26 protein-coding genes and 4 pseudogenes are annotated in these 26,776 nt (G+C 40.2%); 24 read left to right on the top strand and 6 right to left on the bottom strand.

Going from position 1 to position 26,776, the window contains the following annotated elements; all coding sequences use genetic code 11:
- The first annotated feature begins 131 nt into the window (after positions 1 to 131).
- The 12 genes and pseudogenes from NQ550_RS13205 to NQ550_RS13150 form a co-directional block, all read left to right on the top strand.
- A complete protein-coding gene (locus tag NQ550_RS13205; RefSeq protein ID WP_008400020.1) occupies positions 132 to 572 on the top strand; it encodes an ECF-type sigma factor in 441 nt (146 codons plus the stop codon).
- A 56-nt stretch (positions 573 to 628) separates the two neighbouring features.
- Positions 629 to 1,129: a DUF3846 domain-containing protein gene (locus tag NQ550_RS13200; protein WP_025577040.1), complete on the top strand. Its 501-nt coding sequence runs from the start codon at positions 629 to 631 to the stop codon at positions 1,127 to 1,129.
- A gap of 525 nt (positions 1,130 to 1,654) precedes the next feature.
- Positions 1,655 to 2,380, top strand: a complete 726-nt coding sequence (locus NQ550_RS13195) for a DUF4240 domain-containing protein (RefSeq protein WP_029676798.1) — start codon at positions 1,655 to 1,657, stop codon at positions 2,378 to 2,380.
- Between the two features lie 21 nt (positions 2,381 to 2,401).
- Positions 2,402 to 4,378, top strand: a complete 1,977-nt coding sequence (locus tag NQ550_RS13190) for an ATP-dependent DNA helicase (RefSeq protein ID WP_008400017.1) — start codon at positions 2,402 to 2,404, stop codon at positions 4,376 to 4,378.
- Between the two features lie 169 nt (positions 4,379 to 4,547).
- A complete protein-coding gene (locus NQ550_RS13185) occupies positions 4,548 to 5,666 on the top strand; it encodes a tyrosine-type recombinase/integrase (RefSeq protein ID WP_008400015.1) in 1,119 nt (372 codons plus the stop codon).
- Between the two features lie 12 nt (positions 5,667 to 5,678).
- Positions 5,679 to 7,430: a tyrosine-type recombinase/integrase gene (locus NQ550_RS13180; RefSeq protein WP_025577038.1), complete on the top strand. Its 1,752-nt coding sequence runs from the start codon at positions 5,679 to 5,681 to the stop codon at positions 7,428 to 7,430.
- Positions 7,423 to 8,940, top strand: coding sequence for a tyrosine-type recombinase/integrase (locus tag NQ550_RS13175; protein WP_025577037.1), 1,518 nt, complete (start codon positions 7,423 to 7,425; stop codon positions 8,938 to 8,940). The genes NQ550_RS13180 and NQ550_RS13175 overlap by 8 nt, the downstream gene beginning before the upstream one ends.
- Positions 8,906 to 9,289, top strand: a complete 384-nt coding sequence (locus NQ550_RS13170; protein WP_025577036.1) for a DUF6262 family protein — start codon at positions 8,906 to 8,908, stop codon at positions 9,287 to 9,289. Before NQ550_RS13175 ends, NQ550_RS13170 begins: the two co-directional genes overlap by 35 nt.
- A gap of 286 nt (positions 9,290 to 9,575) precedes the next feature.
- Complete coding sequence (locus NQ550_RS13165) at positions 9,576 to 9,998, top strand: cupin domain-containing protein (RefSeq protein ID WP_015535738.1); 423 nt, start codon at positions 9,576 to 9,578, stop codon at positions 9,996 to 9,998.
- Between the two features lie 24 nt (positions 9,999 to 10,022).
- Positions 10,023 to 10,344: pseudogene (locus NQ550_RS13160) on the top strand (carboxymuconolactone decarboxylase family protein); the annotation flags it as partial.
- The gene (locus NQ550_RS13155) at positions 10,334 to 10,570 is read left to right on the top strand and encodes a hypothetical protein (RefSeq protein WP_029676797.1); all 237 of its coding nucleotides are present in this window, start codon (positions 10,334 to 10,336) and stop codon (positions 10,568 to 10,570) included. The pseudogene NQ550_RS13160 and the gene NQ550_RS13155, both read left to right, overlap by 11 nt.
- Positions 10,465 to 10,737, top strand: a pseudogene (locus tag NQ550_RS13150) (cupin domain-containing protein); the annotation flags it as partial. The gene NQ550_RS13155 and the pseudogene NQ550_RS13150, both read left to right, overlap by 106 nt.
- A gap of 189 nt (positions 10,738 to 10,926) precedes the next feature.
- On the opposite strand, the gene NQ550_RS13145 reads toward NQ550_RS13150, so the two are convergent.
- A complete protein-coding gene (locus tag NQ550_RS13145; RefSeq protein ID WP_025577034.1) occupies positions 10,927 to 12,075 on the bottom strand; it encodes an SLC13 family permease in 1,149 nt (382 codons plus the stop codon).
- 119 nt (positions 12,076 to 12,194) lie between these two features.
- On the opposite strand from NQ550_RS13145, the gene NQ550_RS13140 reads away from it, so the two are divergent.
- From NQ550_RS13140 to NQ550_RS13115, 6 genes are all read left to right on the top strand, one after another.
- Positions 12,195 to 12,326: a hypothetical protein gene (locus NQ550_RS13140; protein ID WP_008703848.1), complete on the top strand. Its 132-nt coding sequence runs from the start codon at positions 12,195 to 12,197 to the stop codon at positions 12,324 to 12,326.
- Entirely contained in the window at positions 12,323 to 12,568 is a 246-nt protein-coding gene (locus NQ550_RS13135) for a transposon-transfer assisting family protein (RefSeq protein ID WP_008703846.1), read from the top strand. The genes NQ550_RS13140 and NQ550_RS13135 overlap by 4 nt, the downstream gene beginning before the upstream one ends.
- Positions 12,569 to 12,725: 157 nt before the next feature.
- Positions 12,726 to 12,869, top strand: coding sequence for a hypothetical protein (locus NQ550_RS13130; RefSeq protein WP_173704086.1), 144 nt, complete (start codon positions 12,726 to 12,728; stop codon positions 12,867 to 12,869).
- 426 nt (positions 12,870 to 13,295) lie between these two features.
- Positions 13,296 to 15,395: a penicillin-binding transpeptidase domain-containing protein gene (locus tag NQ550_RS13125; protein WP_025577033.1), complete on the top strand. Its 2,100-nt coding sequence runs from the start codon at positions 13,296 to 13,298 to the stop codon at positions 15,393 to 15,395.
- Positions 15,396 to 15,435: 40 nt separating this feature from the next.
- Complete coding sequence (locus NQ550_RS13120) at positions 15,436 to 16,593, top strand: DUF6070 family protein (RefSeq protein WP_008703842.1); 1,158 nt, start codon at positions 15,436 to 15,438, stop codon at positions 16,591 to 16,593.
- On the top strand, positions 16,580 to 17,605 hold the full coding sequence (locus tag NQ550_RS13115; RefSeq protein ID WP_025577032.1) for a DUF6070 family protein: 1,026 nt from the start codon (positions 16,580 to 16,582) through the stop codon (positions 17,603 to 17,605). Before NQ550_RS13120 ends, NQ550_RS13115 begins: the two co-directional genes overlap by 14 nt.
- 3 nt (positions 17,606 to 17,608) lie before the next feature.
- Here the strand turns inward: NQ550_RS13115 and NQ550_RS13110 are convergent, their stop codons facing one another.
- Both NQ550_RS13110 and NQ550_RS13105 read right to left on the bottom strand, forming a co-directional pair.
- Positions 17,609 to 18,055 carry a transposase gene (locus NQ550_RS13110; protein ID WP_259837566.1) on the bottom strand — a complete coding sequence of 149 codons (447 nt, stop codon included), beginning with the start codon at positions 18,053 to 18,055 and terminating at the stop codon, positions 17,609 to 17,611.
- 216 nt (positions 18,056 to 18,271) lie between these two features.
- The gene (locus tag NQ550_RS13105; protein WP_259837564.1) at positions 18,272 to 18,724 is read right to left on the bottom strand and encodes a helix-turn-helix domain-containing protein; all 453 of its coding nucleotides are present in this window, start codon (positions 18,722 to 18,724) and stop codon (positions 18,272 to 18,274) included.
- 62 nt (positions 18,725 to 18,786) lie between these two features.
- On the opposite strand from NQ550_RS13105, the gene NQ550_RS13100 reads away from it, so the two are divergent.
- Complete coding sequence (locus tag NQ550_RS13100; protein WP_025580544.1) at positions 18,787 to 19,050, top strand: DUF6070 family protein; 264 nt, start codon at positions 18,787 to 18,789, stop codon at positions 19,048 to 19,050.
- Between the two features lie 27 nt (positions 19,051 to 19,077).
- Here the strand turns inward: NQ550_RS13100 and NQ550_RS13095 are convergent, their stop codons facing one another.
- Complete coding sequence (locus NQ550_RS13095) at positions 19,078 to 20,874, bottom strand: BlaR1 family beta-lactam sensor/signal transducer (protein WP_025580542.1); 1,797 nt, start codon at positions 20,872 to 20,874, stop codon at positions 19,078 to 19,080.
- Between the two features lie 10 nt (positions 20,875 to 20,884).
- Complete coding sequence (locus NQ550_RS13090) at positions 20,885 to 21,259, bottom strand: BlaI/MecI/CopY family transcriptional regulator (RefSeq protein WP_025580540.1); 375 nt, start codon at positions 21,257 to 21,259, stop codon at positions 20,885 to 20,887.
- Between the two features lie 118 nt (positions 21,260 to 21,377).
- Here NQ550_RS13090 and NQ550_RS13085 point away from each other — a divergent pair, with 118 nt between their 5' ends.
- The gene (locus NQ550_RS13085; RefSeq protein ID WP_118516226.1) at positions 21,378 to 21,791 is read left to right on the top strand and encodes a winged helix-turn-helix domain-containing protein; all 414 of its coding nucleotides are present in this window, start codon (positions 21,378 to 21,380) and stop codon (positions 21,789 to 21,791) included.
- 23 nt (positions 21,792 to 21,814) lie between these two features.
- Here NQ550_RS13085 and NQ550_RS13080 read toward each other — a convergent pair whose 3' ends face one another.
- Complete coding sequence (locus NQ550_RS13080; RefSeq protein WP_243151995.1) at positions 21,815 to 22,234, bottom strand: hypothetical protein; 420 nt, start codon at positions 22,232 to 22,234, stop codon at positions 21,815 to 21,817.
- Positions 22,235 to 22,426: 192 nt separating this feature from the next.
- Here NQ550_RS13080 and NQ550_RS13075 point away from each other — a divergent pair, with 192 nt between their 5' ends.
- The 4 genes and pseudogenes from NQ550_RS13075 to NQ550_RS13060 all read left to right on the top strand — a co-directional run.
- Entirely contained in the window at positions 22,427 to 23,053 is a 627-nt protein-coding gene (locus NQ550_RS13075) for a hypothetical protein (RefSeq protein ID WP_008703836.1), read from the top strand.
- Positions 23,054 to 23,163: 110 nt separating this feature from the next.
- Positions 23,164 to 23,364 (top strand): annotated as a pseudogene (locus NQ550_RS13070) (hypothetical protein); the annotation flags it as partial.
- A 497-nt stretch (positions 23,365 to 23,861) separates the two neighbouring features.
- The gene (locus NQ550_RS13065) at positions 23,862 to 24,647 is read left to right on the top strand and encodes a ParA family protein (protein WP_008703831.1); all 786 of its coding nucleotides are present in this window, start codon (positions 23,862 to 23,864) and stop codon (positions 24,645 to 24,647) included.
- 37 nt (positions 24,648 to 24,684) lie between these two features.
- Positions 24,685 to 26,586, top strand: a pseudogene (locus tag NQ550_RS13060) (YodL domain-containing protein); the annotation flags it as partial.
- Positions 26,587 to 26,776 lie beyond the last annotated feature (190 nt).

The following is a 26,776-nucleotide window of genomic DNA, read 5'->3' as shown; positions in this document are numbered from 1 at the left end:
TTACAAAGGAGATCCGTGTTTGCAGGGAAACAGCAGAGATGCCGGACATTCCTGTGGACAGGAAGAACGAGCCAGATCACCGCCACACTCCGATTTGATTTCACAAAAATTCAGATCGGAGGAAAAGATAAGTGGCTTATAACAAAGCAAAAGAAGAATATAGATGGAACCAGTGGAAAGCAGAGGAAGAGAAGATCCTGCGTGAACAGGGCGTGGATGAAGAGACGATCCAGAAGCTTCGGGAGTATGACTGGGACGATTTCAATGCAGAGCGGAGATTCCGGGAACACCAGACCTCGCTTCTGGACTGTATGGAACTGCTCCTGGAAGAAAAAGAAACCAAAGAGTCCCAGCCGGAGAGCGTAGAAGCCCTGCTGGATACCGTGGAGAACGAAGAACTGCTTCAGATCCTGTTATCAACTGATAAGAAAACTCTTCAGATGATTGTCCTGAAGATGATGGGATATGCACCAAAAGAGATCAGTCATCACATGGAACTGCCGGAGCAGACTGTTTATACAAGACTGCGGAGGTTACGGGAGAAAATCAAAAAGTCCATGAAATTTGAATAAAACAAAAGGCTCTCATCGGCTGATTATCAGAACGAATAGACAGGAGGATTGATACGATGGATGAGAAAGAAGTGTCCGAAATGCAGGAAGAAATGATGACGGTACTGGTAGTCGAGCCGATGAAAGCACCCTATGTCAAAAGCATCCCCAATGAGCTGGAAGATCTGCAGCAGGCAGTAGGCGGTGACATTGAGATGACTTATCCGTTTGAGGATGAGGTTGGAATTCTTTTAAACGGCAATGGAAAATTTGAGGGGTTGCCGTTAAATCGGGCATTGTACGATGACCGAGGACAGGTCTATGATGCCATTGCCGGAACATTCCTTGTGGTAGGACTGACAGAAGATGATTTTACTTCGCTGACACCGGAGCAGATTGAAAAGTTTAAAGAAAAATATCAGTCACCGGAAGTTTTCACCCTGTTTAACGGGGAACTTCATGTGATGAAGATGCCACCGCAGGAACAAAAAGAGCAGAAGGAAAGTCGGAAGAAGGATGCACAGCAGAAGAATCCGGCAAAAGGAAAAAAGAAAAACAGATCCGGGGAAGCACGATAAAAAATTTTTCTGTGAAGTGAATAAAAAAATACACTGCCATCGGCTAGTAAGCAGAGGGACATCCCTCGGCTGTTCTTTGGCAAGTGAATATCGGCACTACAGGTACGTTCCCAACCGTAGAAGCGTGACAGTATGAGCGCCATGATTAAGTATAGGGTAAAGATTCTTAGACTTGGAGCGAGAAAGCATAGCTGTGAATAAGGCGGTGGCAGCCTTTCGCCAGGATCACGGACGGGGGATAATGATACACGTTACCAGCCAGAGAGCGGAAGATGGACTCCGGGTTGTAATCAGAAAGACCCCTAGGACATCTGTGAGCGGCGGCAGGCCAGCCGCCCGCCTGTAGTGTCCCCTTTCCCAGAAGAAATACAGGGATAGTTCCGGGGGTGCGAGGTCAAATGCGGAACAGCAAGATAAAAAAGAAATCAATGAAGAAGTGTGTCGTTGATATCAGATACCATGCGGCTGTGGGAGACTACAGCCGTATTCTTGTGGTATTAACGTCACATCAAGGGGAGAGAACAGATGGAAGAAACAAAAAGAAGTGGAATGAGCAAGGATCAATTCTGGAATCTGATTGAAAAAGCAAAGGAAGTGTGCGGCACCGATCTGGATGCTTCGGCAGTGTGGATCAAGCAGCAGCTCTTCTATATGACACCGGAGGATGTCCTCCAATTCCACAATCTTGTTTACAGTTACCGGGATGCGGCTTATAAGTACGGCTTATGGACAGCGGCAGGTATTATGATGGAAGCAGGGTGCAGTGATGACAGTTTTTCCGATTTTCGGATGTGGCTGATCGCCCAGGGAAAAGAAGTTTATCTGAATGCCTTAAAAGATCCGGATTCCCTTTCCGGCGTGACTCCGTATGGGTACTGTAGTTTTGAAGCGTTGGGATACATCTCATCGCAGGTCTACAGTGCCATGAAAGGGAAAAATATCTATCAGGACAGTACGGCAAGAATGCAGATGGAATGTTATGAGCAGGTGATCCGGGATGTTGTGTACCATCCCATGATCGAGTATCCGCTGGAATTACCGGAAGCAATGGTGGTATATCCGAAACTCTGTGAATGCCATTTGTCCGAGCAGGTAAGGAAAGCTCCTCAGAAAGTAAGGACATGGAATGTTTCCCGGACGGATATCCGAAGGATGATGGCAAGAGGGAATGCTGCCATAAAGAAAATGCAGGAACAGGGACAGAATACACCGGAAGCGACCAGACCCGTCCGTAAGGGTACGGTAAGATAAGCTTTCTGGCAAGGAGAAGTAATGTGTTATAAAAATGAATATCAGAAAAGGGCACATGGCGAAGTGGAACAGATCTTTCGGGAGCTTCTCCCGAAAGCCGGGCTTCATGTAAGGGAAGAACAGATCCGTCTCTGCCATGAAATGCTGGATGCCCTTATGAAAAATGAAATCACGCTCTGTGATGCAGGAGTCGGCATCGGAAAGACCTATGCCTATCTGACAGCCTGCATCCTGATGCGGAAATATAGTGTACTGCATTCCGGTTATTCGGGATGTGACAGGCGGTCTGTAGTGGTATCCACTTCCAGTATCGCCTTACAGAAAGCCATCATAGAGGAATATGTTCCTTTCTTATCGGACGTACTGTTAAAAGCAGATCTGCTTCAGGGAGAGTTAAAAGCGGTCGTCCGCAAGGGAAAGGAACATTTTGTATGCGATTACAGGCTGGCCCAGAGATTAGAGGCAGTCCGGGACAAGAATAAAAATCAGGCACAGATGGAGGCATTGAAGTCCCTCCGGCATAACTTTGATTTAGATTCCGTACATAACCTGAGCGGTTTTGACCGCAGGCTGGTGTGCGTACCGAAATTCTGCCCCAGGGAATGTCCGGGGAAAGCAGGATGCCGTTATCAGAAGCATCTGGATATTTCCAGGAAAGAGGATATTTTTTTACAGATTTGCAATCACAATTATCTTCTGGCAGATGCCATGCACCGGGCAAATGGGTACCGTCCGCTTCTGGCAGATTACAGGGCTCTGGTCGTGGATGAGGCCCATAAACTCCCGGAAGCCGCCAGCCAGATGTATGGAAGAAGCATTGGAAGGGAAGATGTGCAGGAGATTGCTTACTTTTTAGTCAGAGAGCATAAAGGCACGGATGGAAAACGGCTGCTGGAAGGGGTTTCCGCTCTTCAGATGGAGATTCGAAAGCACCGGAAAGATGGCATCGAGGACATGGCTGGAAAAGAAAGTTTTTATTTTCCGCCGGGAGCTGGCACAGCCTTAGCCCAGATGCAGGAAAGACTTCAGCTTATGATCAAAAGGCTCGCCGGGAATATTCCTTACTGGACTTTCCGGCGGCTGGAAGAGATGGAAGAGCTGTTCGGCTGGTTTTTAAAGAACGACAAACGGTATATTTTGTTTTTACAGCAGGACAGCCGGGGACATTTAACCTTTATGGCAGTCAACCGGGAGATCCCGAAGTATCTGGACGCCACCTTATGGAGCCGGGGATTTCCGGCAATCTTAACCAGCGGCACCTTAAAAGCCGGGAACGGTTTTGCAAGGACCAGACAGATGACCGGGCTGGAAAAAGAAACAGGTGTCCGGGAGTGTGTGGCAGAATCCCCATTCTGCTACCAGGAGAACTGTCTGCTTTACATCCCGGAGCATTTAAAACCAAGAAAAAAGGGGAGCCGGGAAGAGGCCGAGCAGCTTGCCGGGCAGATCCGTGATCTGGTGTGTTCCACTTACGGGCATACGCTGGTACTGTTCACATCTTATACCCTGATGGGAAATGTGCAGCAGCTTTTGCGGGATCAGATCCCGTTTCCGATGGTGCAGGTATGGAGAAACTCCCAGGAAGAGATCGCCCGGTTTAAGAAGATGGAGAATGCCGTGTTGTTCGCAGCCGGCTCCTGCTGGGAGGGTGTGGACTTTCCGGGTGACATGGTATCGTCCCTGATTATCGTAAAACTACCGTTTTCTGTTCCGGACCCTATCCATGAAGCCCAGAGGGAGCAGTACCGATCGCTAAAATCCTACATCCAGACCATCGTGGTGCCAGATATGCAGAAGAAGTTGCGTCAGGGATTTGGCCGGGCAATTCGCACGGAGCAGGACACCTGCGTTGTGTCTATTTTAGATCACCGTGCCACGAAAAAAGGCAGGTATCGGAGTGATGTTCTGGAAGCACTGCCAAAGTGCCAGATGGCAGAACGGATCGAAGAAGTAGAAGATTTTATCCGAAGCCGGAAAGTGGAGCGTTACTACAGCTGAGAGCATCCGTGGCGTTGTTGGTTCTGCCCAGATCCGGGTAGCAGACAGGACAAAAAGTTTAGTGGTATTTCAGGGGCGGTTTGGAGCGAATTGGTAGTATTGGTGATAGCTTTATCGGCATGAGTTGGGTATACTGTGTATAGCGTTAGAGGAAAGGAAGTGAGCAGAAATGAGAAGATATGAGCTGGAAACAGAAAGAGAGGGTTCCACCGTTTATTTCTTTATCAGAGATGTGGAAACACTGGATATCGTCCTGCTTCCAACCAAATATCTGATGCACAAGATACGGAGGAAATGTTCACCGAATACGGTGCGGCGCTCCGCACTTGCAATCCTGTACTATCTGGAATACATCCATGAAAAGAAAAAGGAATTGACAGACGTATATCAAATGCCTTATGTTGAACAGACAAATCACTTTGTGGAATTTTTATACTGGCTGAAAGCCGGGAAGCATACCAGAGATAAAAATCACAGATCTCCAAACAATGGAACCTGCAACGCATACTTAAGAGATGTGTTCAGGTTCTATCTTTTTATAGAAGAAGAGTACCAGCAGTTCGGGGAGCTGAAAGTCCTGTCCTATAATTATTTTGTAGCCGTGGATGCAGTAGGCGTAAAGAAAAGCATACGATCAAAGAGTTTCAAAGGCTATTTAAAAGAGGAAGAGCATAAGGCGAGAGCAGCAAAGAAAGATGAAATTGTGGAAATCTTGAAAGCGTGTACCAATATAAGAGATCGGCTTCTCATGCTGCTTCTGGCAGAGACAGGCTACCGAATCGGTGAGATCTTAGGAATTGATTACAGTAAGGACATTGATTATCAGAACCACATAATCCGGGTATATTTCCGTGAGGACAATGAAAATGGAGCGAGAGCAAAGAATGCAGAATACCGAAGTGCGAAGATCAGCAAAGATACCTTCGGCTTTTTAAATCTGTATATCGCAGAGTACCGAAAACTACTTCAGCACCAGACAAGCCTGTTTGTGAATATTTCCGGGGATAATATCGGAAAACCAATGAACGTGGAAGCAGTATACTCCATGCTAAAAAGAATGGATAAGAAAACAGGGATTAAGATCACGCCTCATATGCTCCGGCATTACTTTGGAAATGAGCGGAGAAAAGCAGGATGGTCGCTGGAACTGATACAGCTGGCCTATGGACACCGCCACATCCAGACAACCATCAATTATCTGGACATTGTGGATGATGAACTGCTGGATGCCAGCCAGGAATTCTACGAGAAACACTCCTCCCTGTATGGGATTGAGGAATTGCTATAGGAGGTGGTTTTTATGCCTGCGTTTTTACAGTCTTTTATAGAGGCAGAACAAGAACGGAGCAGGCGGATTGAGCAGCTACGAAAAGAAATCCGGGAGTTTGCAAAAGAGGAAGCAGGAAGTTCCATTACAGAACAGATTCTGCTGTTTCTGGCAGATGAGATGGTAGAACATCTTTCGGAAATAGATTATGAACTGCGAATGAAATTTGAATTATACATAACACCGCTGATAAAGCGAAATTACATTTACCGATATACCGGAACGTTCGACCGGATACGGCAGGCGTACATCCGGGAACGGATGAAAACTCCGGCTGGACAGAGGGAATGTGAATGGAAATATAAAAATGAAATACTTTTTGTTCCATACCACTCAGATCCTGTAATCGTAAAGAGTGTGGAAACGGTACGGTGTCGGAGCAACATGGTCTGGAATTTTAAAGCGGCAGCCAGTGAGAAACTGAAACGTCAGATTTTTACCGTGCTGGAATATATTCTGGAGAATTATGAAATTTCCAGACTGAGGGAATATAAACTGACCGGGCTACAGCTTTTTTACGAATTTTGCATCCGGGAGCAGATTACAGATATCCAGCTTCTGGAGCTGGAACAGGAAACAGCATTTCAGGACTACCTGAAGCAGAAAGTCGAGAAAGAGCAACGGCGAAAACGACTGAAGAGCATTGTGGAAACTGCCCGTAAAGTGATTTTTATAGAAACTGATGAAACAAGATGGGATGCTACCATCTGGTATTTAGAGCGGTTTCGTATTGCCAAAGAAAGAATAAACCAGAGTGACAGTATAGAAAAAATATCATTTCAGGAAGTTCTACAGCCCAAGAATCGATTGCTGCTTCAGGAATATATGAAGTACGAAATTGGAATCGGAGAACTGGCGCTCAGTACAGTGTACGAAAGATTCCGAACCATTCGAAATTTTTTGCAGGAGATCAGCGAACTGGAAGTTACCAAGTGTAATGCCAGCCTGATTGATGTATATTTAAAGAATTTGCAGAATGGTGCTATGGGAGCAAAGACATTTAATACCAATGTTTCGGGAATACAGTTTTTTATGAAATTTCTGGAAGTAAAGGGGTATATAAAAAAGGTTCCGTTTTATGCATCGTATTACTTGGAAAAACAGATCCCAGTCCACCATGACAGAAGTGTGGAAGAGGATGTGTATATGGAAATTATCCAAAACCTCTCACAGTTTCCTGAACACCTGAGAATGATGTTTTTACATCTCTGGTGTGTGGGACTCCGGATCAGTGAGGTCTGCACCTTAAAAGGGGATGCGTATTATATCCAGAATGGTGACTGCTGGATGAAGGTCTACCAGGTGAAAATGAAAAATTATAAAAGGGTTCCCATTCCGGTAACATTGTATCGTCTGATGCAGGTTTATCTGAAAAAGCACCCTACCGAAAAAGAAGCATACATTTTTCGGAATCGGAAAGGTGGAGCATTTTCCAAAAGCACCTTCATGGGGCAGATGAAAAAATACTGCTCCCAGATAGGCATACAGAATGGAGAATATATTTTTAAGTCTCATGATTACCGACATACCGTAGCAACCAATTTTTATGAGCATGGCGTATCAATCCAAAGCATCCGGGACTATCTGGGACATACGTTTGAGGAAATGACCATGCAGTATATAGATTATATGCCAAGAAAAATTGCTAAAGAAAATGACGCATACTTTGAGGAAGAGGAAAACAGCCTGCTTGCCTGTATGCAGAAAGGAGAGAAGCATGGATAATAAACTGAAATTCCAACAACTGGAATGTTATAAGCTGGCTACCGATGAGCAAAAGGAAAAGCTGAATAAGGAACAATATTTTGATCTGGATAAACTGCCGGGAAACCAGCTTCAGACAGAATTTGTCGAATACATTTACTACCGTGGAACGCAGGTATCCATCCTGACCATAAAAAGGGAAAGGCATTATTTTAACAGCTTATGTGAATTTTTTCAGAAGTCATCCCATCAGGAAAACAGCCTGCTTGACAGAGAAAAAGACTTCTGGATAAAGCAGTTGAAAATGTGGATGATACAAAACGGTAGGGCTTTGACGAAGCATAAAGTGACGAACATTCAGACTGAATCGGTGGAAAAAGCTGCCCTGATCCGGTATTTTGAAAGCCTTCTGGAATTTACACTGGACCGATCAGAAACCAATGAGCTGGCAAAGGATATCTGGCATCTGGAAAGGCTTCCGCTTATCCTGCGGACAAATCCGATTGTCAACCATAAGACACTAAATTTCAGAGGAATCCGGCAACCAGATATTCGGGAAGAAGTAAAAAAAGCAATTTACCATCATCTGAAAACCGAAGCCCTTGGCAGTATAAAACGTGAACTGTCCGCAATGAATAAATTTTCAAAGTATTTGGATGAAAAGCATTCCAAGATCAGCACCTGCGAAGAGCTTGACCGGGAGATCATAGAGCAGTTTTTGATAAACATCAAAGTAGAAGCAAGCGGAGGAAAGGGTATCCGGGATGACCTGCTAAAGATCCGAAATGTGTTGGAAACAATTGGAAAGATTTATAATTTTCCACACCTGACAAAACTTTTCCTGAAATCTGATTTTCCACCAGAACGAAAAGCGGAATTCAAATCTTATTCAGACAGTGAGCTGAAAAGGCTGAATGCCCATCTGGTGAAAATGGAAGTGCAGATAGCAAGGGCGATGATTATACACCAGATGTTAGGAACCAGAATTTCCGACACGCTGACCTTGCGGAAAGACTGCCTTTATAAACATGACCGTCAGGATATGATTATCATATACCAGCCGAAAACAAGAAGATATGAAAAACCGATCAGCCGGGAGCTGGCACAGCTGATTGGAAAGGCAGTCAGTTATGCAAATGAGCATTATCCTGAAAGCATTTATATTTTTGCAGCCGAGAACAAACCGGAGAAACCAATCAGCTACCGAACCTTGCAGGATAAAGTGCTTCGGATGATCTATGAAAAAGATATCCGGGATGACAATGGGAACTTATTCGGATTTGGAACACATATGTTCCGGCACTGCTATGGGGTAAAGCTGACAGAACTCCATGTGGATGACTGGACCATAGCAAAGCTCCTCGGACATAAAGGAGTGAGAAGTGTCCAGTATTACCGGAAAATGAGTAATCAGAGGCTTGCAGATGAAACACGGGAAGTAAGAAATCTTATGTCACAGATTATCCTGGCGAATCTGGACGGATGGGGAGAAGAATATGAACAAATACGACAAGATGTTGGAATTGAATAAAAGAAAAAGCGAAGAGAAAGTGGAACGTGCAACCCTGGCAATCCGGACAATGGTATTGGAAAAAGAAAAAGTATCCGTGCCAGCACTGATGCAAAAGACAGGGCTGTCCAGAGGATTCTTTTATAAGAATCCGATTGTACGAAGTGAGATTGATGCAGCAATGGAACAGCAGGCTGGCATGGTAGATCCAAGGAGAAACATCATCAGCCAGGCAATGGAAACAGAAATGGATCTGCTCCAACAACAGATACAGAATCTGAAGAGCGAGAATGAGAATCTGAAAAAAGAGAATCAAAAGCTGAAAAAGGCACTGTCCAAAAGGGAATTAAATCTTATCAAACAGCTTTAAACTATACCACAATGCAAAGCGGATCTGCCAGGATGCGGCAGATCTGTTTTGCATTGTGGTATAGAAACAGATTATGCTTAAAAGGCATTAAGCAACCTACAATAATGGGTATTGGACATAGGAAGCAATATGGGTGTATGATAAAAACCGATAAGAAATAAAGTGAATCTGAAATGTAAACTGTCACAGGAAAAATGCGAACTTTATGTAAAAAGTTGCAAAATCTATTGACCTACAGCTTGCTTCAGGTTGTACCATAAAATAAAAACGCAAGGAGGAGATTTTCATGGATATCGAACAGATGAAAAAAGACTTAGGCGGTGGCAACGTATTTCCAATCGGTGAGGAAAATGTAGCATTTGCAAAGTATTTTACAGGTGAATGTTATCTGAATATGCTTACAACAGAGCGAGTACCTGTTGGTCTGGTTACTTTCGCTCCAAAAACAATCAATGCATACCACGTTCATCACAAGGGTGGCCAGATCCTTATGGTTACTGGTGGAAGAGGATGGTATCAGGAAGAAGGAAAACCGGCTCGTGAACTGAAAGCTGGAGATGTGGTAAACATTCCACCGGAAGTAAAACACTGGCATGGAGCAGCGAAAGACAGCTGGTTCCAGCATCTGGCAGTTGAGGTTCCGGCAGAAGGAGCTTCCAATGAGTGGCTGGAGTTCTTACCAGAAGAAGAGTACAACAAATTACCATAAATAAAAAGACGGAGGTTTGATGTCATGGCAAAGATTACACAGACAGCAGGAAGAAATGCTCTGGGAACATTTGCACCGGAGTTTGCACATTTCAACGATGATGTTCTGTTCGGAGAGAACTGGAACAATGAAGATATTGATTTGAAGACAAGAAGCATTATCACAGTCGTAGCACTGATGGCACAGGGAATTACAGATTCTTCTTTAAAATTCCATTTACAGAATGCAAAGGATCATGGGGTAACACAAAAAGAAATCGCAGCGATTATTACTCACGTAGCATTCTATGCAGGATGGCCAAAGGGCTGGGCAGTATTCAACCTTGCAAAAGAGGTTTGGAACGAGGAAGAAACAGAAAAATAACCTGGCAGAAACTGCTCGTCAGGACAGATTCGCACAAAGCACAGATGTGTATGCCGTTAAAGCCAGCAACTACAAGGGATTGCGGAGAGGTAGTCCAGTTTAATGCAGAAATAACTGGCATATCCATCATGCAAAAAGTGGGGGAGGACAGATCCTGGTATGTGTTGCCGGAAGAGGATATTATCAGGAAGAAGGGAAAGATGCTGTAGAAATGAAGCCAGGCGACTGCATCAATATTCCGGCAGAAGTGAAACACTGGCATGGCGCTGCACCGGATGAATGGTTTTCACATCTGGCAATAGAAGTTCCGGGCGAAAATAGTTCCAATGAATGGCTTGAACCGGTAAGTGATGAAGAATATAGAAAACTAAAATAGGAAGGTTGAAAAAACTATATTTATAAGACAATTTGAAAGTTGTAAAGTGGTGTAAAGATTAATGATCTTTGTATTGGCACCGAAAATATATTTATTTCTCCGCGGCTTTTCTTCCAGGATGGGAGAGTGCCGCGGAGAATTTTTTGCGAAGAAAGAATTGCTATAGCTTTTGTAATTCCGGGAAAACCTTTATCTAAGAAAAAAATACAATATTAACATGAATATCATGAATATAATATTGGAGGCTGTGAATATTCCCAAATACTTCCCTCTCAGATTCCTGTTTTCTTTTGCAATATATTTGAAACTTATCAGGCTTGCCATGGATGCAATCAGAGTGCCGAGACCTCCAATATTGGTTCCGACAATTAAAGCCCGGTAATTATCTGTAAAGCCGGATAAAAGAAGCGCAGCGGGAACATTGCTCATAATCTGACTGGCAAGAACAGCAGTAAGTGTTTCCCTTCCTGCCATGATTCTTTCCAGAAAACTGCTGAATTGCGAAATCCTTCCAAGGTTGCCGATAAAAATAAATAATGCGATAAAGGTGGCAAGCAGGGAGTAATCCACCCTGCTTATATTTTCCCTGTTTCTTAGCAGCATATATATAAGAACCAATACAAGAGGAATCTGGTATGGAATGATACGTGCAACAGTGAGCAGGCAGATTGTAAATAAGATCAGGTAAGTGGCCAGGTATTCCATGTTAAGTTCTTTTCTGTCAGAGAATCCCAAAAGAGTTTTATTTTTTTCGGAACCGCATACGTGAGGTGCTTTGGCAGCGGCTACCTGTATCCATATCAGAAGAAGGATAAGTGCTGTGGCGGAATAGGGAAGCATCAGGGTTATTAATTCTGCCGCGGACATCCCTGCTCTGGCATATAGATAAAGGTTCTGCGGATTTCCGATTGGTGTGAGCATGCTTCCGAGATTAGCAGCGATTGTCTGCATGGCTACTATTTTAAGAAGCCAGTAATTGCCCAGTTCCTTTGGCAGTTTATGCACAATGATCAGTGCAAGAGGAACAAAAGTAATCAATGCCACATCATTGGTGATCACCATTGACAGGAAGAAACATAAGAGTACCAACAGCCTGATCACACCCACAGTTCCCGATGTTCCCATCAGCAATTTTTTGGCAAGTATATCAAAAACACCAACAGCCTTCAAACCAGCTACAATTGCCATCAAACAGAAGAGGAGCCCGAGAGTCCTGAAATCGATATAAGTAAAATAAGCCTTATCCGGTCTGACCCAGAACATAGAAAGAAGCGCCAGGATCACTGCAATTGACAAAACGGTTTCTTTCCTGAAAAAAACATATAATTTTTGTAACATAATATTTCCTTTCCGGTCTGATACGACCGCGTAAAAGTATATCACAGAAACATCCAGAAAAAAAGAACATCATTTTGTATTGTGGATTGTGTTTGCGATTACCGCCTCATTCTTGTATAATGAAAGGAGAACTGAAAAAATCTGTATTGCAGTCGTTGAAAGAGTTTCAGGCAAGGGCAAAAGCACAGGAGCAGGAAAATAAAGAAGTAGAAAAATCTAAAGCACATAAGAAGGGGGATGTAGAATTATGATGAATCTGGCAATGAACTTTGATACAGACGAATGTTCAGTAACGGCAATGTTTGATAAAGGAAACAGAAATGACACAATGGAAGCAATCGACCATATCATTCCATTTCTAAAAGGGGATGCGGATATGATCGTGCTTGTCTGCAATACCCTAAGAAAGCTGTTCTGCATGAGTGATGAAGGCTATGAGACTTTTCTTATGGACTTGGAAGATTATAAATCGGAACTGGAAGAGGGGGAATGAATTCAAGCCAGAGTGCAGTATAGCAGGTGAAAGATGAGAAGCGAAGGAAAAAGTGTCAGCATTGAGAAGTGTTAACAGGTATATATTGGAAGAATTCAGCCAGGGAAACTCTGGCTGATATAAAAACACATCTGCAGAAACAGTGACTGAAGAAATTTTGAGTAGTGGAATTGGGAAGAAGTATTTAGATACTATAATAAAGAGATTAGCTGGCTTGTATACTGACAGAGAGGACATAGTAAACAGATTTGCGTTATTATCAGGGATTGTAGGAGATTCCGAAGAGCTTTTGTTCAGATGATGAAACAATAGGATTGGTACAGGAATTATATAGAACAAAAGTTAATAAAGGGATTTGTTGCGTTTTCCGCTATAATAATCTGCCAGCAAAGAATGTGTTGCCTGAATATGTTTGTGATTATAAGAAACGAGCAGGGTTATTTCAAAGATCAGCAGATTTAGAGTAGTTCTTTTTTTCTGAGAGAAAAATTAAAAATCGTTTTTGGTTCTTCTGGAGAGTGATTATAGCGTTTGGGAAACATCCGGAGAAACCATTACCTCAGGGTGTCGGTAAAGTTCTTTATCAAAGAGAGCTTTGAGATGCCCTTTCTTTTTTTATCCAAATCTTTCCTCTTGTTTACATATATAAACCTAAGAAAAAACTTGACGTTTAAATATTACAAGTGTAATATTTAAGAAAATACGAAAAAAGGAGAAATAAAACTATATGAGAAAAACGAAAAGAAAAAAACACACGAAGACTATCACAAAAATAGTTTTATTTAGCGGTATATTGATTGGTGGTGGAATCGGTATTGTAACAATAATGAATCGTAATGTTCCTGAAAAAAGACTAATGGAATATATGAAATATATTGAAAAAGGGGAATATGAGCAAATGTATGCCATGCTGGATCAGAAAAAAAGCAGCATGAACAGTAAGGAAGAATTTATAGAACGAAATTCTAAAATATATGAAGGCATTGAGATGTCTGATCTGTCCATAACCGATATTACAGCAAAAAGAAAAGAAAACGGAAATGCGGCAGTTTCCTATACAACAAATATGCAGACTGCTGCAGGAAATGTAGAATTTACCAACAATGCGGTATTTTCACATAACTGGACAGGATATCATTTAATCTGGCAGGATCAGTTGATTTTTCCAGAGTTATCTGCAACGGATAAAGTTCAGGTAACGTTAGAAGAGGCAAAAAGAGGAAATATTTTAGACAGAAATGGTCGCCAGCTGGCTGGAGAGGGAACTGCATCTTCGGTAGGAATTGTTCCGGGCAGAATGGAGAACAGGGAAGATACAATAAAAAAACTGGCAGAGTATCTTGGAATTGGAGCAGACGAAATTGAGGATAAGTTAAAAGCCGATTGGGTAAAAGCAGATTCTTTTGTACCAGTAGCAACAATTCCTAAAATACAAGAGGTCGATCTTCTGACAGTGAATCCGGATGAAACTGTTCTGGAAGAAAAAGAAAAGCAGGACACATTATTGAAGATTCCAGGTATTATGTTATCTGATGTAAAAGTACGAACTTATTATCTAAAAGAAGCTGCCTCTCATCTGGTAGGGTATGTACAGGCGGTTACAGCCGAGGATTTGCAGGAACATAAAGGGGAAGGGTATCGTACAAACAGTGTGATTGGAAAGACGGGACTGGAAACGCTTTATGAAAAAGAACTAAAAGGGACAGATGGGTGTGAGATCTGTATTGTAGATGCAAATGGAAATAAAAAAAGTGTCATTGCATATGAGCCTAAAAAAGATGGAGAAGATATCCATACTACGATTGATGGCGATCTTCAAAGTACTCTTTATGAACAATTTAAAGAAGACAGAGGATGTTCTGTAGCCTTGAATCCTTATACAGGGGAAGTACTGGCGTTGGTAAGTACGCCATCTTATGATAATAATGATTTTGTACGTGGAATGGACAATAGCCAGTGGAGTGCATTAAATGAAAATGAAGACAGGCCTTTATACAACCGCTTTCGCCAGACATGGTGTCCAGGCTCAACTTTTAAACCTGTAATTGCTGCAATTGGATTAAAAGTGGGGGCATTTACTGCAAATGACGATTTTGGAAATGAGGGTCTGGCATGGCAGAAAGATTCCTCGTGGGGAGATTATACAGTGACTACACTTCATGATTATGCACCTGTGATCTTGAAAAATGCGCTTATTTATTCAGATAATATTTATTTTGCAAAAGCAGCATTAAAAATCGGTGCGGATCAACTGATGCAATCTCTAAATCAAATAGGATTTAATCAGGAACTTCCATTTGATATTAAAATGTCAGAGTCTCAGTATTCTAATACGGACAAGATAGAAACAGAAATCCAGCTTGCTGACAGTGGGTATGGACAGGGACAGATTCTGGTAAATCCTTTGCATCTTGCAAGCATTTATACGGCTTTTCTAAATGATGGAAATATGATAAAGCCATATCTTCACGCGGATGGAAGCACTTCCAGTGAAATCTGGATAAAAGATGCTTTTTCACCACAGATTGTTTTGGAGGTTATGGCGGGGCTAGAGGGTGTAGTGAATAACCCGGAAGGAACTGGTTATGGAGCATGCCGGGAAGACATTAGATTAGCAGGAAAAACCGGAACAGCGGAACTGAAAGCTACAAAAGAAGATACATCTGGAACAGAAATTGGCTGGTTTACAGTTTTTACTACAGATAGAGATACAGAGAATCCTATTTTGCTCATCAGTATGGTAGAGAATGTGAAAGATATTGGAGGAAGCGGTTATGTGGTGGAAAAGGATAAGGCGATACTGGATGAATATCTCGGTAATGAATAATTTTTACCTTTAAATATTACAAATGTAAGAGGAAAATGATATGAAAAAAATTTGGAAAATATTTTGGGGAGTTATTTTTCTTGCTGTCTGTAGTGGATGTGGCATAAAGAAAGAGCAGAAAAAGACAATTGAAGATACGAAAGAAAAAATTTACAGAGAGTGTGAAATGCTGGCAGAAGACTATCAGAGCATATATGAGAATGCTGCGAAAGAAAATGCACTATATGAGCTGAGTACAATACAAAAAAGTATGGATTATTTTGGAAAATATGGATATGCAGTAATTGATTCCTACAATCAGCTGGATATGGTTCAAAGTATTAAAGTAGATGATTTTTTGAAAAAAGCAGAAAAAGAGAAAAATGGAAAAACTACTATATTTCAAGTTATAGCAGGAGATCATTTTATTCGGTATGATCTGAAAACCAAACAGGGGAAAATAGACGTTGAAGTAAGCTCTTTTAAATGGAAAGAGGATACTTGGCAGGAAACATATTATCATGAGTTTAGAGCTAATTCATGGAAATATACAGAAAACGGGTATTTCTTTATGGAAGAATATCATCCGGCTGGATATGATGGACCGTCTGGATATCGGGCCTTTCGGGTAGTGCCGTTAAATAAAAAATGCAGGGAGCTGAATCGAAAATATATACTTCCTTTTGGATATACACTTAATAAATTGTTTACTTCTAATTGGAGTGAAAAAAATTATGATGGAATAAATTTTTATGATGTTTTTGACCGTTTACTTTCAATGGAAGAAAAAACCGATGAATTTAAGGAAGGAAAGACTTATGAAATCCCAAAAGAATCATTTGAAGCGATATTTCAAAAATATTTTAATATAAGCGCAGAGATACTGCAGACAGGAACGGTATTTCACACGGAAACACAGACATATCGGTATCGAACCAGAGGAATCGTATATGATTTTGCTCCCACACCATATATTCCATATCCGGAAGTTGTTTCCTACATAGAAAATCAAGATGGAACAATAACACTGGAAGTAAATGCGGTATGGCCACAAAAAGAATTAGATCAGGCGTTTTGTCATAGCGTAACCATTCGGCTGTTAGATAAAGATAGATTTCAATATGTATCCAATTATGTATCAAGGTCAGAAATAGAGGTTACCTGGTATACGGAAAGATTATTAGACGAAAAGTGGGAGGAATGTTATGGAGATAATTGATATGAGTACAAAAAGAAAACTGAAAAAGATGGTGAGTGTTTTATTTATTTTGGGATGCTTTTTCATAGGAAATACAAAATGTAAAGGGGCTGATTTAGAATATATTTCACAGGAAACTGCGAATTATGCTGTACAAGAAAGAGGATATGATTTGCCAGTAGATGAAGTCGTGAAAGAAGAAGCTATTGAAGATTGTAAGAATGTTATGAATCAGATGAAAGCCATTTATCAAAAGGCGGATAAAGGAACTTCATCGAATGTAGTAGTTTCTGAGACAGTAATGGAAAAAATGCAGGAAGTATTAAAGGAAAAAAATGTCCCTGTTATTACATCAGCGCCGTATTCAAATATGGCTAATTATTCTAAAATGGAAGAATTTCTTTTCAGGGCAGAACAGGATCTGCCAGGAGATATCGTCTTATATAGGATTAACAGGGATGGTGGGATAGAAAGACTCAAATTCAATTATGATGGGACAGATATGTATTTGTTGGCTGCGAAAGTTGTTTGGGGTATGAACGACAATCCATCTATTGTATATGTTTCGTATACAAGGATAGAAGAATGGAAATATACAGAAAAAGGCTGGTTTGGTTATACGCTATGTGTTCCAAAATATCCGGAAGTATCAGAAGCGGTTGATGGCAGTTCTATGATAAGAATTAAACCTTTAAGTGATGAATGCAGGGAAGTTTCAAAGAGGTGTGTGTATTTGCTTGGATATCAGGGGAATAATCTTTTATGTTCTGATTGGGATAGATCTGATATGGAAGGGTTAGATTATAATGGTTTATATGAATATTTATATCGAATGAAATACGGGGAGAGATATGAGTTTTCAGGTAACTCAAGTGGAATTCCGGCAGAAGAGTTTGAAAATCTGATAATGGAGTTTTTGCCGATAACAGCGGAGCAAATTAAAAAATGGGCAGTATTTGATTCGGAACATCAAACTTATGACTGGGAACGATTAGGTTGTTTAAATTATAGCCCTACTACTGCATCCGGTTAGTTTCTAAACTATAACCGGATACAACCTGGCCAATTTAATTCGTGCATCCTGCGTCTTAAACTGCCAGTTGATTTTTGCACATTCTGCATTACGCCTGATAGTCCATGTACGAACCTGTTGTTTAAAGCTTTCCAAATCTGGCAGTGGCTTCCCCAGGGCCTGGCGGCTCATGATGCCGATTTCTATCTCTGCCATGTCCAGCCAGCTACCATGTTTTGGCGTGTAATGCCATTCAAAGCGTTCTGCAAGCCTGCGTGCTTCTTCCGGTGGGAAAGCCTTATATAATGAAGCTGGAGAATGGGTATTTAGATTGTCGGTAACAAGAACTATTTTTTCCGTCCGTGGGTACAGGGTGTCGGAAGTATACCGGAGAATTTCTGCAAAATCCAATGCTGTGCGGGTCTGTGTTACAACCGTTTCCCTCCTGCCTGCCAGGGGTTCAGAAATCATGAAGACATCTGCAACACCGTTGCGGACATACACGGAATCTACTTTTTCAGGTCAGCCTGGTTCACAGGGAATACGTGTTTTCTTTATGAGCTGTTTGTTCGTTTCATCTATGCAAACGACAGGACGGAGAGGGTCATACGGGCGCTGATATACCTCCAAAGACGTCCTCCATCTTCGCTACGAACTCGGCGTCTGCTTCCGGAATGCACCATTCCTTTACGAGCCACGGCTTGATTTCATTTTTTTCATAACCTCGCAGACGGTACTGTCCGTAATGTAATCGACCACTTCCAGGCGGATCAGTTCATCCGCGATTGCCTGCATAGTCCGGCGTGAGGCTCCTTCCGGCGGTTCCGAACAGGCTATGGCACATATCCGGGCCTCCACATCGCCCGTCACCTTGCGACGGCGGTTTTCTTGTACCTTCCGCCCAAGGGCTGCCTCCATCCCTCCCATGACAAACCGTTGCGCAATACCTGCAATGGTGGAACGGGCGGCTCCATACGCATCTTTGATGCGGTCATATGTCCATGCCTTGTTTTCAGGCTTTTGGTCCAACTTTAGCAGTATCTGTGCATGCTTTATGCGGTAGCCCTTTCCGCCTTTTTGTATTATTGCTTTCAGCTCCTGTATTTCATCGTTTGTCAGCGTGACAATGTAGCGTGGCATATCTGCGTCCTCCAATACCGTTTTTGATGGAGTATAGCAAATTTTTTCAGTACTGTAAAGTATTGTTACTAACCGGATACAGCACTACTTATTTTGGAACATCTTTACCGGAGGTCGTTGAAATAAGAGATATCGGAGAGGGAAACAATGTGCTGGTTGTTGATGCTGTATGTGATACATTTATATGTAATGATACCGTTATTACAAGTGAGCTGACTGTTAAGTTCAACGATGATAAGAGTTTTAAATATATGGGGAATAAAATTCTGAATAATGGTACGAAAGAAGTTCCCAAATATCAATATAGAATAAAAAGAAAGAACTGATAACAACTATCAGCCCTTTCATATTTGTTAATTCCATATATGTAATTTTTTTAAGATATCAGAAGTGATTTCAAATGCTTTTTTGCCAGTTGCATTAGAATCACTTTGGATATTGGTTGCAAAATAATAGCTGTTATCGGAAGTTTCTACATATCCGATAAACCAGCCGTTGATATCCTGTCCGTTGACACGACCGGTTCCAGTTTTTCCGTAGAAATTACCATTAGGTGTACTGGCAATTTTTATAGCATTTTTAACAGAAAATACATTTTGGGAATTTAGATGGAATTCATTTGTGTTAAATTTTTTCAATAATGTTACTTGCTCTAAAGGCGAGATTTTTAATGAAAAATCGGACCAGTATAAATCCAGATTTGAACTGGTTGTCTGGTTTCCATATTCTATTTTATTCAAAAATTCCTGGACTCTGTTAATTCCGAGCTGCGAATCAATTGCCTGGAAATACCAGTTAACGGAATTTTGCATAGCAGAGTTTAAATCCTGATCAGCTTCCCAGGATGGAAAAGGAAAGGCATCACCATTCCATGTCATGGAAGAGTGTTCTGGTGTGATGATTCCGGATTCCAACCCTAATAATGCATCGTATATTTTGTAGGTAGACTCTGGCGGAATACGTTTGGTGGCTTCTTCAAGATCGTATATTTTCCAGGAATCCAAATTATTGTCATACAAAACAAATGATCCATCATATGTTCCAAATGTTTCGGATATATCTAACAGGGAGATATTTTTGTCTGTATTACTAAAATGATATACGCTTTGAGTAGAGGCATCAATGGATAAAATGGGTGTACATCCAATAAAAACAGCACTAATGACCAGATAAATTATCAATGCTCTCATTTTTTGATAAAGAGTTTCTTTCCTAAAAACGGCGATGTTGAGAATACGTCGTTTCATCTGCCTGAAATTTCCGGACATTCCAACTGACAGTGGAGAGGAAAAAGAGGATATTTTTTCTGCAAAATTAATCAGTGTAGTTCCATAAGCTTGGTATTCATCAGCAGAAATCATCTGCAATACAGCAGAATCACAGGCTATTTCACGGTCACAGAGAATTTCTTTTAAAGTGTACCAAACAAAAGGGTTAAACCAGTAGAGTATATTACTTATGACCATGAGGAAGCCAATAAATGTATCTTTGTGACGGTAATGCTGTAATTCGTGTAGCAGCATAAAACGCATATCATCAGGATTCAGTTCGGAAATTAAATGGATGGGAATGTAAATTCTGGGATGTATTATTCCGATTAAAACTGGTGATTTTAAAAATGCAGTACTGTAGACTGATACTGGGTGAGAGATTTTAAGTTCCTTTAAACAATTGTAATAAATAGTTTTTACCTGCTGATTTTGAAGCGGGAGAGCAGATCTTTTTATGGAACGTACATAGTTTAATGAATGAAGGGTGAGGACTGACATAATCATAACACCCGTTATCCATATTAGAAAGAGTATGGTATTCAAGCCTCCAGAAAATTGACTACTGATGGAAACTGAAAAATCATTCACCTGGTTTAACAAAATATTTTGTGTATTACTGGTAAGTTCGGATAGCGTGTCGGTACCAGAGTTAAGTCCTGAGTCAGTTTGAAAAAAATGTAACCATGAAAAAAGTTGTGAGCCATGAATCTGTACAGGAAAAAATGGCACGGCAAGTAGTAAAAATAAAAGAAAACAGAGATGGTACTGTGTAGCCGCAGATAAATATTTTTTCAGAAGTTTTTTTGTTCCGATTATTACAAGTGTAAAAATACATATGAAGATATTACTGATTAAAAAGTGGATAATCCAGTTGCTCATTCAAAACCTCCTATTTCTGATGTTTTGATAATAAATGGCGTAAGTTATCAATTTCTGTTGAAGAGAGCTTATCGTCTTCAAGGTAAGAAGCCAGCATAGAAGAAAGATTTCCATTATAATATCGCTTAAAAAAAGAATTGCTTTCCTGGCGTATATATTCATCTTCTTGGACTAATGGAGTATAGACAAATACCCGGCTTTGTTTTTCGTAGGAAAGAGCTTTTTTGGAAACAAGTCTCTTGATAAGAGTTTGAATTGTTTTTGGACTCCAGCTGGTAGTTAGAGTAAGTTTTTCTGTAATTTCATTTGTATTGATGGGAGCATATTTCCATACAATTTTCATAACTTCAAATTCGGCTTCTGAAATTTGGGGTAGTGACATAATAAAATCCTCCTGCTAAATCCTACATATGTAATAAATATATTATATTACTTGTAGAAGAAAAAAGTCAAATGGCAGATGATATATAGAATATAAAATTAATAATGTAGAGGCAATAAAGGTGAAAAAGATAGAAATTATTGAGAGAATCACAGATGCTAATGGAAGCATAAGTGAAAACATATTGACTAGTCGGGAACATAAAAACCAATTCATACCGGAAATTATAAGGTTTGGAGAATTAAAAATATATCTACAGGAACGAATTGTTAAAAAGAATGATAGTGATGTTCATCTTTCAAAATATGAATATGATATTTTACTTCTTTTAGCGAAAAGTCCAGGTAGAATATTTGGAAAAGAAATGGTTTATGATCTGGTATGGAATGAACCTTATTCCGGTGATTATAATGTGGTTATGCGACATATCTGCAATATCAGAGAAAAAATAGAAGATGATCCTGGACAACCATTATATATACAAACAGTACGAGGTGTAGGATATCGGTTTAACGGGAATTTAGGCAGCGAGTGAAATCGCTGCCTATTATTATGGTTTTACAAAGAAGGGAGTTGGTTATGAGAAGATCTTTGTATTTCAGGAGCATCCTGTTTGAGATATTTGGACAGGTTTTGATGTATCAATTCCAACTCTTTTATTTCTTGCTTAAAAGAAACGTATTGAGTATTTAGTGATTCCTTTCTGGAAATAAGATCTGCAATTTGCTCTTGTAACTTATTGGAATTAAGATGCTTCAGATCCATGCCATTTTCCTGTAAAATATGTTCAGCACCCGCGAAAAGAATAATTTGAGATTCATATTTACGGAAATAACGATCTGGATCTTTGGAGCTTTTATAATGGTCGTCGTAAATTTTATTTTTCTGATATTGTTCGGCATATTTTAGCATTTCTCGAAGATGGCGTATCTGAGACTCGAGAGAAACAACAGAGGTATTTACCTCTTTTTGCTGCATATGTAACAAGGCTATGCGGTCTTCAAGTCCTGAAAAATTATGTAGATTATGTGTGAACATCTTGTTATATTCAGCAGAGACAATTTTTAAATTTTCCTTATTTGCCCATTTCTGAAGTCCAATGTTTCCTGCTATATTGGGAGTGTTGGTGTCTATTAACTTATTACGAACAGAAGGAACAGTATCTCTTTAGTGATTTTGGGATTTTTATACACATTTGCCTTAATTGCTTATGCAGGCGGTGAAGTGGACGCTATCGAATTTTCAACATATGAAAATATTTGGACTTTAATAAATGCTTTGCAAACCGTAGCTTACGCTGTTTTAATTTCTGTTATGTTTTCAACATTTATCATCAAAGAGTATGCTGGAAAACTTAATTTACTTTTGTTTACTTATCCTGTTGATAAATCTACCCTTTTGAAAGCGAAAGTATTATTAGTAGCTTTTAGTGGAATTGGTGGTATGCTTCTCGGAAGTGCTTTGATTTTTTTAATTTTCTTTATTACTGAACGCATATTCCCTCTAGTTCCCGATACTTTTTCTTTTGGAAATATCATTAAAATATGGAGTGAGTTATTATTATGTTCTGTGTACGCTTTATGCGTTGGCATAGTAGCTACAAAAATAGGATTTATAAAAATGTCTGTGCAGACAACGATTGTCAGTGCAATTATTATAGCTAGTTGTTCAGCAAATGTTATTTCTACTATGAGTTATACTAATTTTCCTTTTCTCTTTTTGTGGGGGATTATGGCTATAATTTCCATAATAAGTTATTGTAATATTGTACACAAAACAATTCGTATGGATATTTAATAAAAACAAAGTTTATTATGTCTTGAATAATGATTTTAGTAGCGTATTTGAATTTCAGTTTTAATACTGATGAATTTATAAATTTGCAATTATGATAAGAAAGGTTAAATATGATAAGTCTAAGAAAACGAGATATAAAAAAGGCATTAAAAGCTGGTGCAAAGGCTGGCGGTGTATCATTGGCTGATGTTCGGGCTGATATTGAAGCAACGATTGATGAAGCTATGGATAGTGCCGACCCAGAGGTGCAGACAAATTTCAAAAAGTATTTTGGAAATAAACGCCCTACACCAGAAGAATATATTTACAAGACAATGAGCGACGAAGTGTATCAAGCCTTTCAAAACATACTGAAACACCGCAGGAAACAGAAGAACCTTGTGATTGACGGATATAGTGTTTTTTTATTCATCAACCGCAATGGCAATCCACAAGTGGCAGTAAATTATGAAGCTGTATTCCGAAAACTTGTAGACAAGTACAACAGCAAGCATGAAGAACCGTTACCGAAGATTACACCTCATGGTCGAGTTATAATAAGGACAAGTTAGAAAACTCCAGTAAATACAAGGGGTTGCACTAATTTAGTCCTTATTTTTAATTTCCTGAAAAGGGAAAAATAAAGCAGCGCTGTCATTCCAGAATATGAATTATTACAGATTCAGACTGGAAATGGATTTGTGTAAGACAAGAGTAAAAACAACAGAATTATTGTAATTATAGGACTGAATTAGCTCGCACGGAATATAGATTCCGGATGTCTAATTCAGTCCTCTTTTTGATTGATGACGATGAAAGGTGATGAAAAATGGCTAGAATTATTTCTATTGTAAACCAAAAAGGGGGAACGGGAAAATCCGCATGTACAGCTAATTTAGCAGTAGGATTAGCACAAAAGAATATGAAAGTGTTGATTGTAGATGCCGATCCACAGTCTGATGTATCCGCAGGATTTGGATATCGTGATTGTGATGACAGTAATGAAACACTTACTGCTCTTATGGATGCTGTAATGAAAGATGAAGATATTCCTTCCGAATGTTTTATCAGACATCAGGCAGAGGGGATAGACATTATCTGTTCTAACATTGGACTGGCAGGTACGGAAGTACAGTTGGTAAATGCAATGAGTAGAGAATATGTATTGAAACAGATTTTATATGGTATCAAAGATCAATATGATGTAGTCATCATTGATTGTATGCCATCATTGGGAATGATTACGATTAATGCGCTGGCTGCATCAGATGAAGTCCTCATTCCAGTTGAAGCATCCTACCTGCCAATCAAAGGATTGCAGCAGTTGTTAAAAACAATCGGTAAGGTCCGTAAGCAGATTAATCCGAAGCTGCAAGTCGGAGGTATTTTGTTTACGATGGTCGATGCTCATACGAATGATGCCAGAAATAACATGGAACTTCTCAGAAATGTATATGGAAGTCAAATTCATATCTTTGATAATTATATTCCATTTTCTGTAAGAATGAAGGAAGCAGTCAGAGAAGGACAGAGTATTTTCTCTTATGATCCGAAAGGCAAAGCTACAGAAGCTTATCGGAGAGTGACGGAGGAGGTGCTGAAAGATGCCATCTAAAAAAAGAGCAACTCCCATTTCCTTACAGCCACTTGATGGTATGCAGATAAAAAAAGAAGATTATAAGCTGGTCTATGTTGGGGAATTATCGGGAAATATGTCACTGGATGATATTTTTGAAAGGTTCAACATTGATAGACCGGAAGATTTCCGTGGGCATTCCCTGTCTGTCAGTGATATCATAGTTCTGAATGACGGGGAAAAAGTAACCGCTCATTTTGTAGACAGTATCAGTTTTGAACAGCTGGATTCTTTCCTGAATCTGGAAGAACAGGTTCTTAGTGAACTGGCATATGAGGTAGGAGAACGTTACTTTGCTATTCAGAGAACAGAAGAAGGATATGATTATTCGTTTTACGATGAAGATTTTCGTCTGATGGATGGTGGCGTCTATGAAAATGATCAAATTTCTATTGAAGAAGCGGCAGAGGAACTTCTGGAAGACGAAGGCTGGACTGGAGAACGCATCCGTGGAGATTATGATCAGTTGATGGAAAAAGTAGAAGAAATGGATGAAGTTGTAATGGCAGAGATTCAGAAAAGCCAGGGCGAATATAAGCCTTTGGCAAAGGTGGAGGAACTGGAAGAGGCGAATTATAACATGATTGATAACGTCCTTAATAATATGCCACCGAAGAAAGAGCCTTATCTGGAATATTTCGCCACAGAATGTGATGAGTTCCATGATATGGGAGCTTATGAAAAAAGTACCGATGTTAATCAGATTGCTGCGGTCTATGAAAAATATAGGGAGAATCCTAAAACTGCGTATCTGGGATGCTCAATGGGAATTATTTATCGTGATCCGGAAGACAGTTACTATGATGAAGCCGAATTTGCGATCGTTAAAGGGAATACCGTATTCGGAAATCTGATGGATGATGTTCGATTTTATGGAGAACTTGCACTGGTACGGGAAGGGATCGAGAAAATTCATGAAGCATTGCCGGACTACAAGTATGTACCGATGAGGGATGTTCGAGAAGCAATGTATCCTGAGAAAATGACCACAGAACAGCTGGCAGAGGCACTGGATGAGATTGCAGAAGCTTTTGATCCGTATGAGTATCGAGATAATGTGGAGAGGGGAGAAAATACGGTGCAGGAAGTAATGCTGGATTTGAGAAGTGGAAATATTCATTCCTATATTTCATATCTGAAGGATATTGTAGACGAAGAATGCGATCTGTCTGTTCGTGCAGGAGTATTGATTGAAAGACTGAAAGCCTATGAACCTGAACTTCTAAAGGATATGGAACCAATGGTGTATGTAAACTATTGTGAAGAAAGTGATCTCATGAATCCAAGATGTCAGAAGCTGTCTGAGCTGGATGCAAAAACAGCAGAAATGGATAAAGAATGGTATGCAAAACGTGATCCGAAGACAGAGGAACCTACAAAAATTGCAAAGATATATGTGACTGTATATTATGCGGAAAAAGGTGAACAGATGCTGCATCATTTTAAGAAGTCAATGGATATTGGAAATGGACATGGCGGTATTGTGAGTCAGTTGAAGTATGATAATGAAATGAAGCTTACAGATGAGTATTGGATCAATTACCAGAAAGGCAAAGGAAGTGAAGAGTTCCAAAAGTATATGGAAGATCTGACAGACATGCAGAATCATGTGCTTCCGTATCTGCAGAGTTTTTGCAATCTGGAGGAAAAAGGTGTGAAGGAGAGATGAGAACAGCAGATAGCAGAAAGATATGAAGGAAGAGCAGATGAGAGGGTAACAAGTACCGAAGCGAATGAAGTTGTTAAGGATGTAGGAAAAACAGATAGAAAACCGGCACAGCAGAAGCAGGCGGTAGATGGAAAAGATAAGAAATTATCCATTCATGAACGGCTTGAGATCAATAAGAGGATTATTCAAGAAAAGCAGGGAAAAGATAAAACGGAGAGAGGAGTTGATTTGGGTGTAAGGACAGTGTAGAATAAGCAGAACGAGTCGGAGGTCGTGGATGATAACGTGGCTTCCGGCTTTATTGCGTATTGTCGGAAGAATTATAAATGGTATAATGAATGTAAATGCGATAAAAGAATGTCGCCTGTTATGCGACTTCCAAATGAGAAAAGTGTGTTATTCTGAGATCAAACAAGAGGCTAATAGAGTCAGGAGGGTG

The sequence above is a fragment of the Blautia wexlerae DSM 19850 genome, from assembly GCF_025148125.1.
Lineage (GTDB): Bacteria > Bacillota > Clostridia > Lachnospirales > Lachnospiraceae > Blautia_A > Blautia_A wexlerae.
Note: the sequence above shows the minus strand (reverse complement) of the source record. Positions and strands in the feature narration are given on the sequence as shown.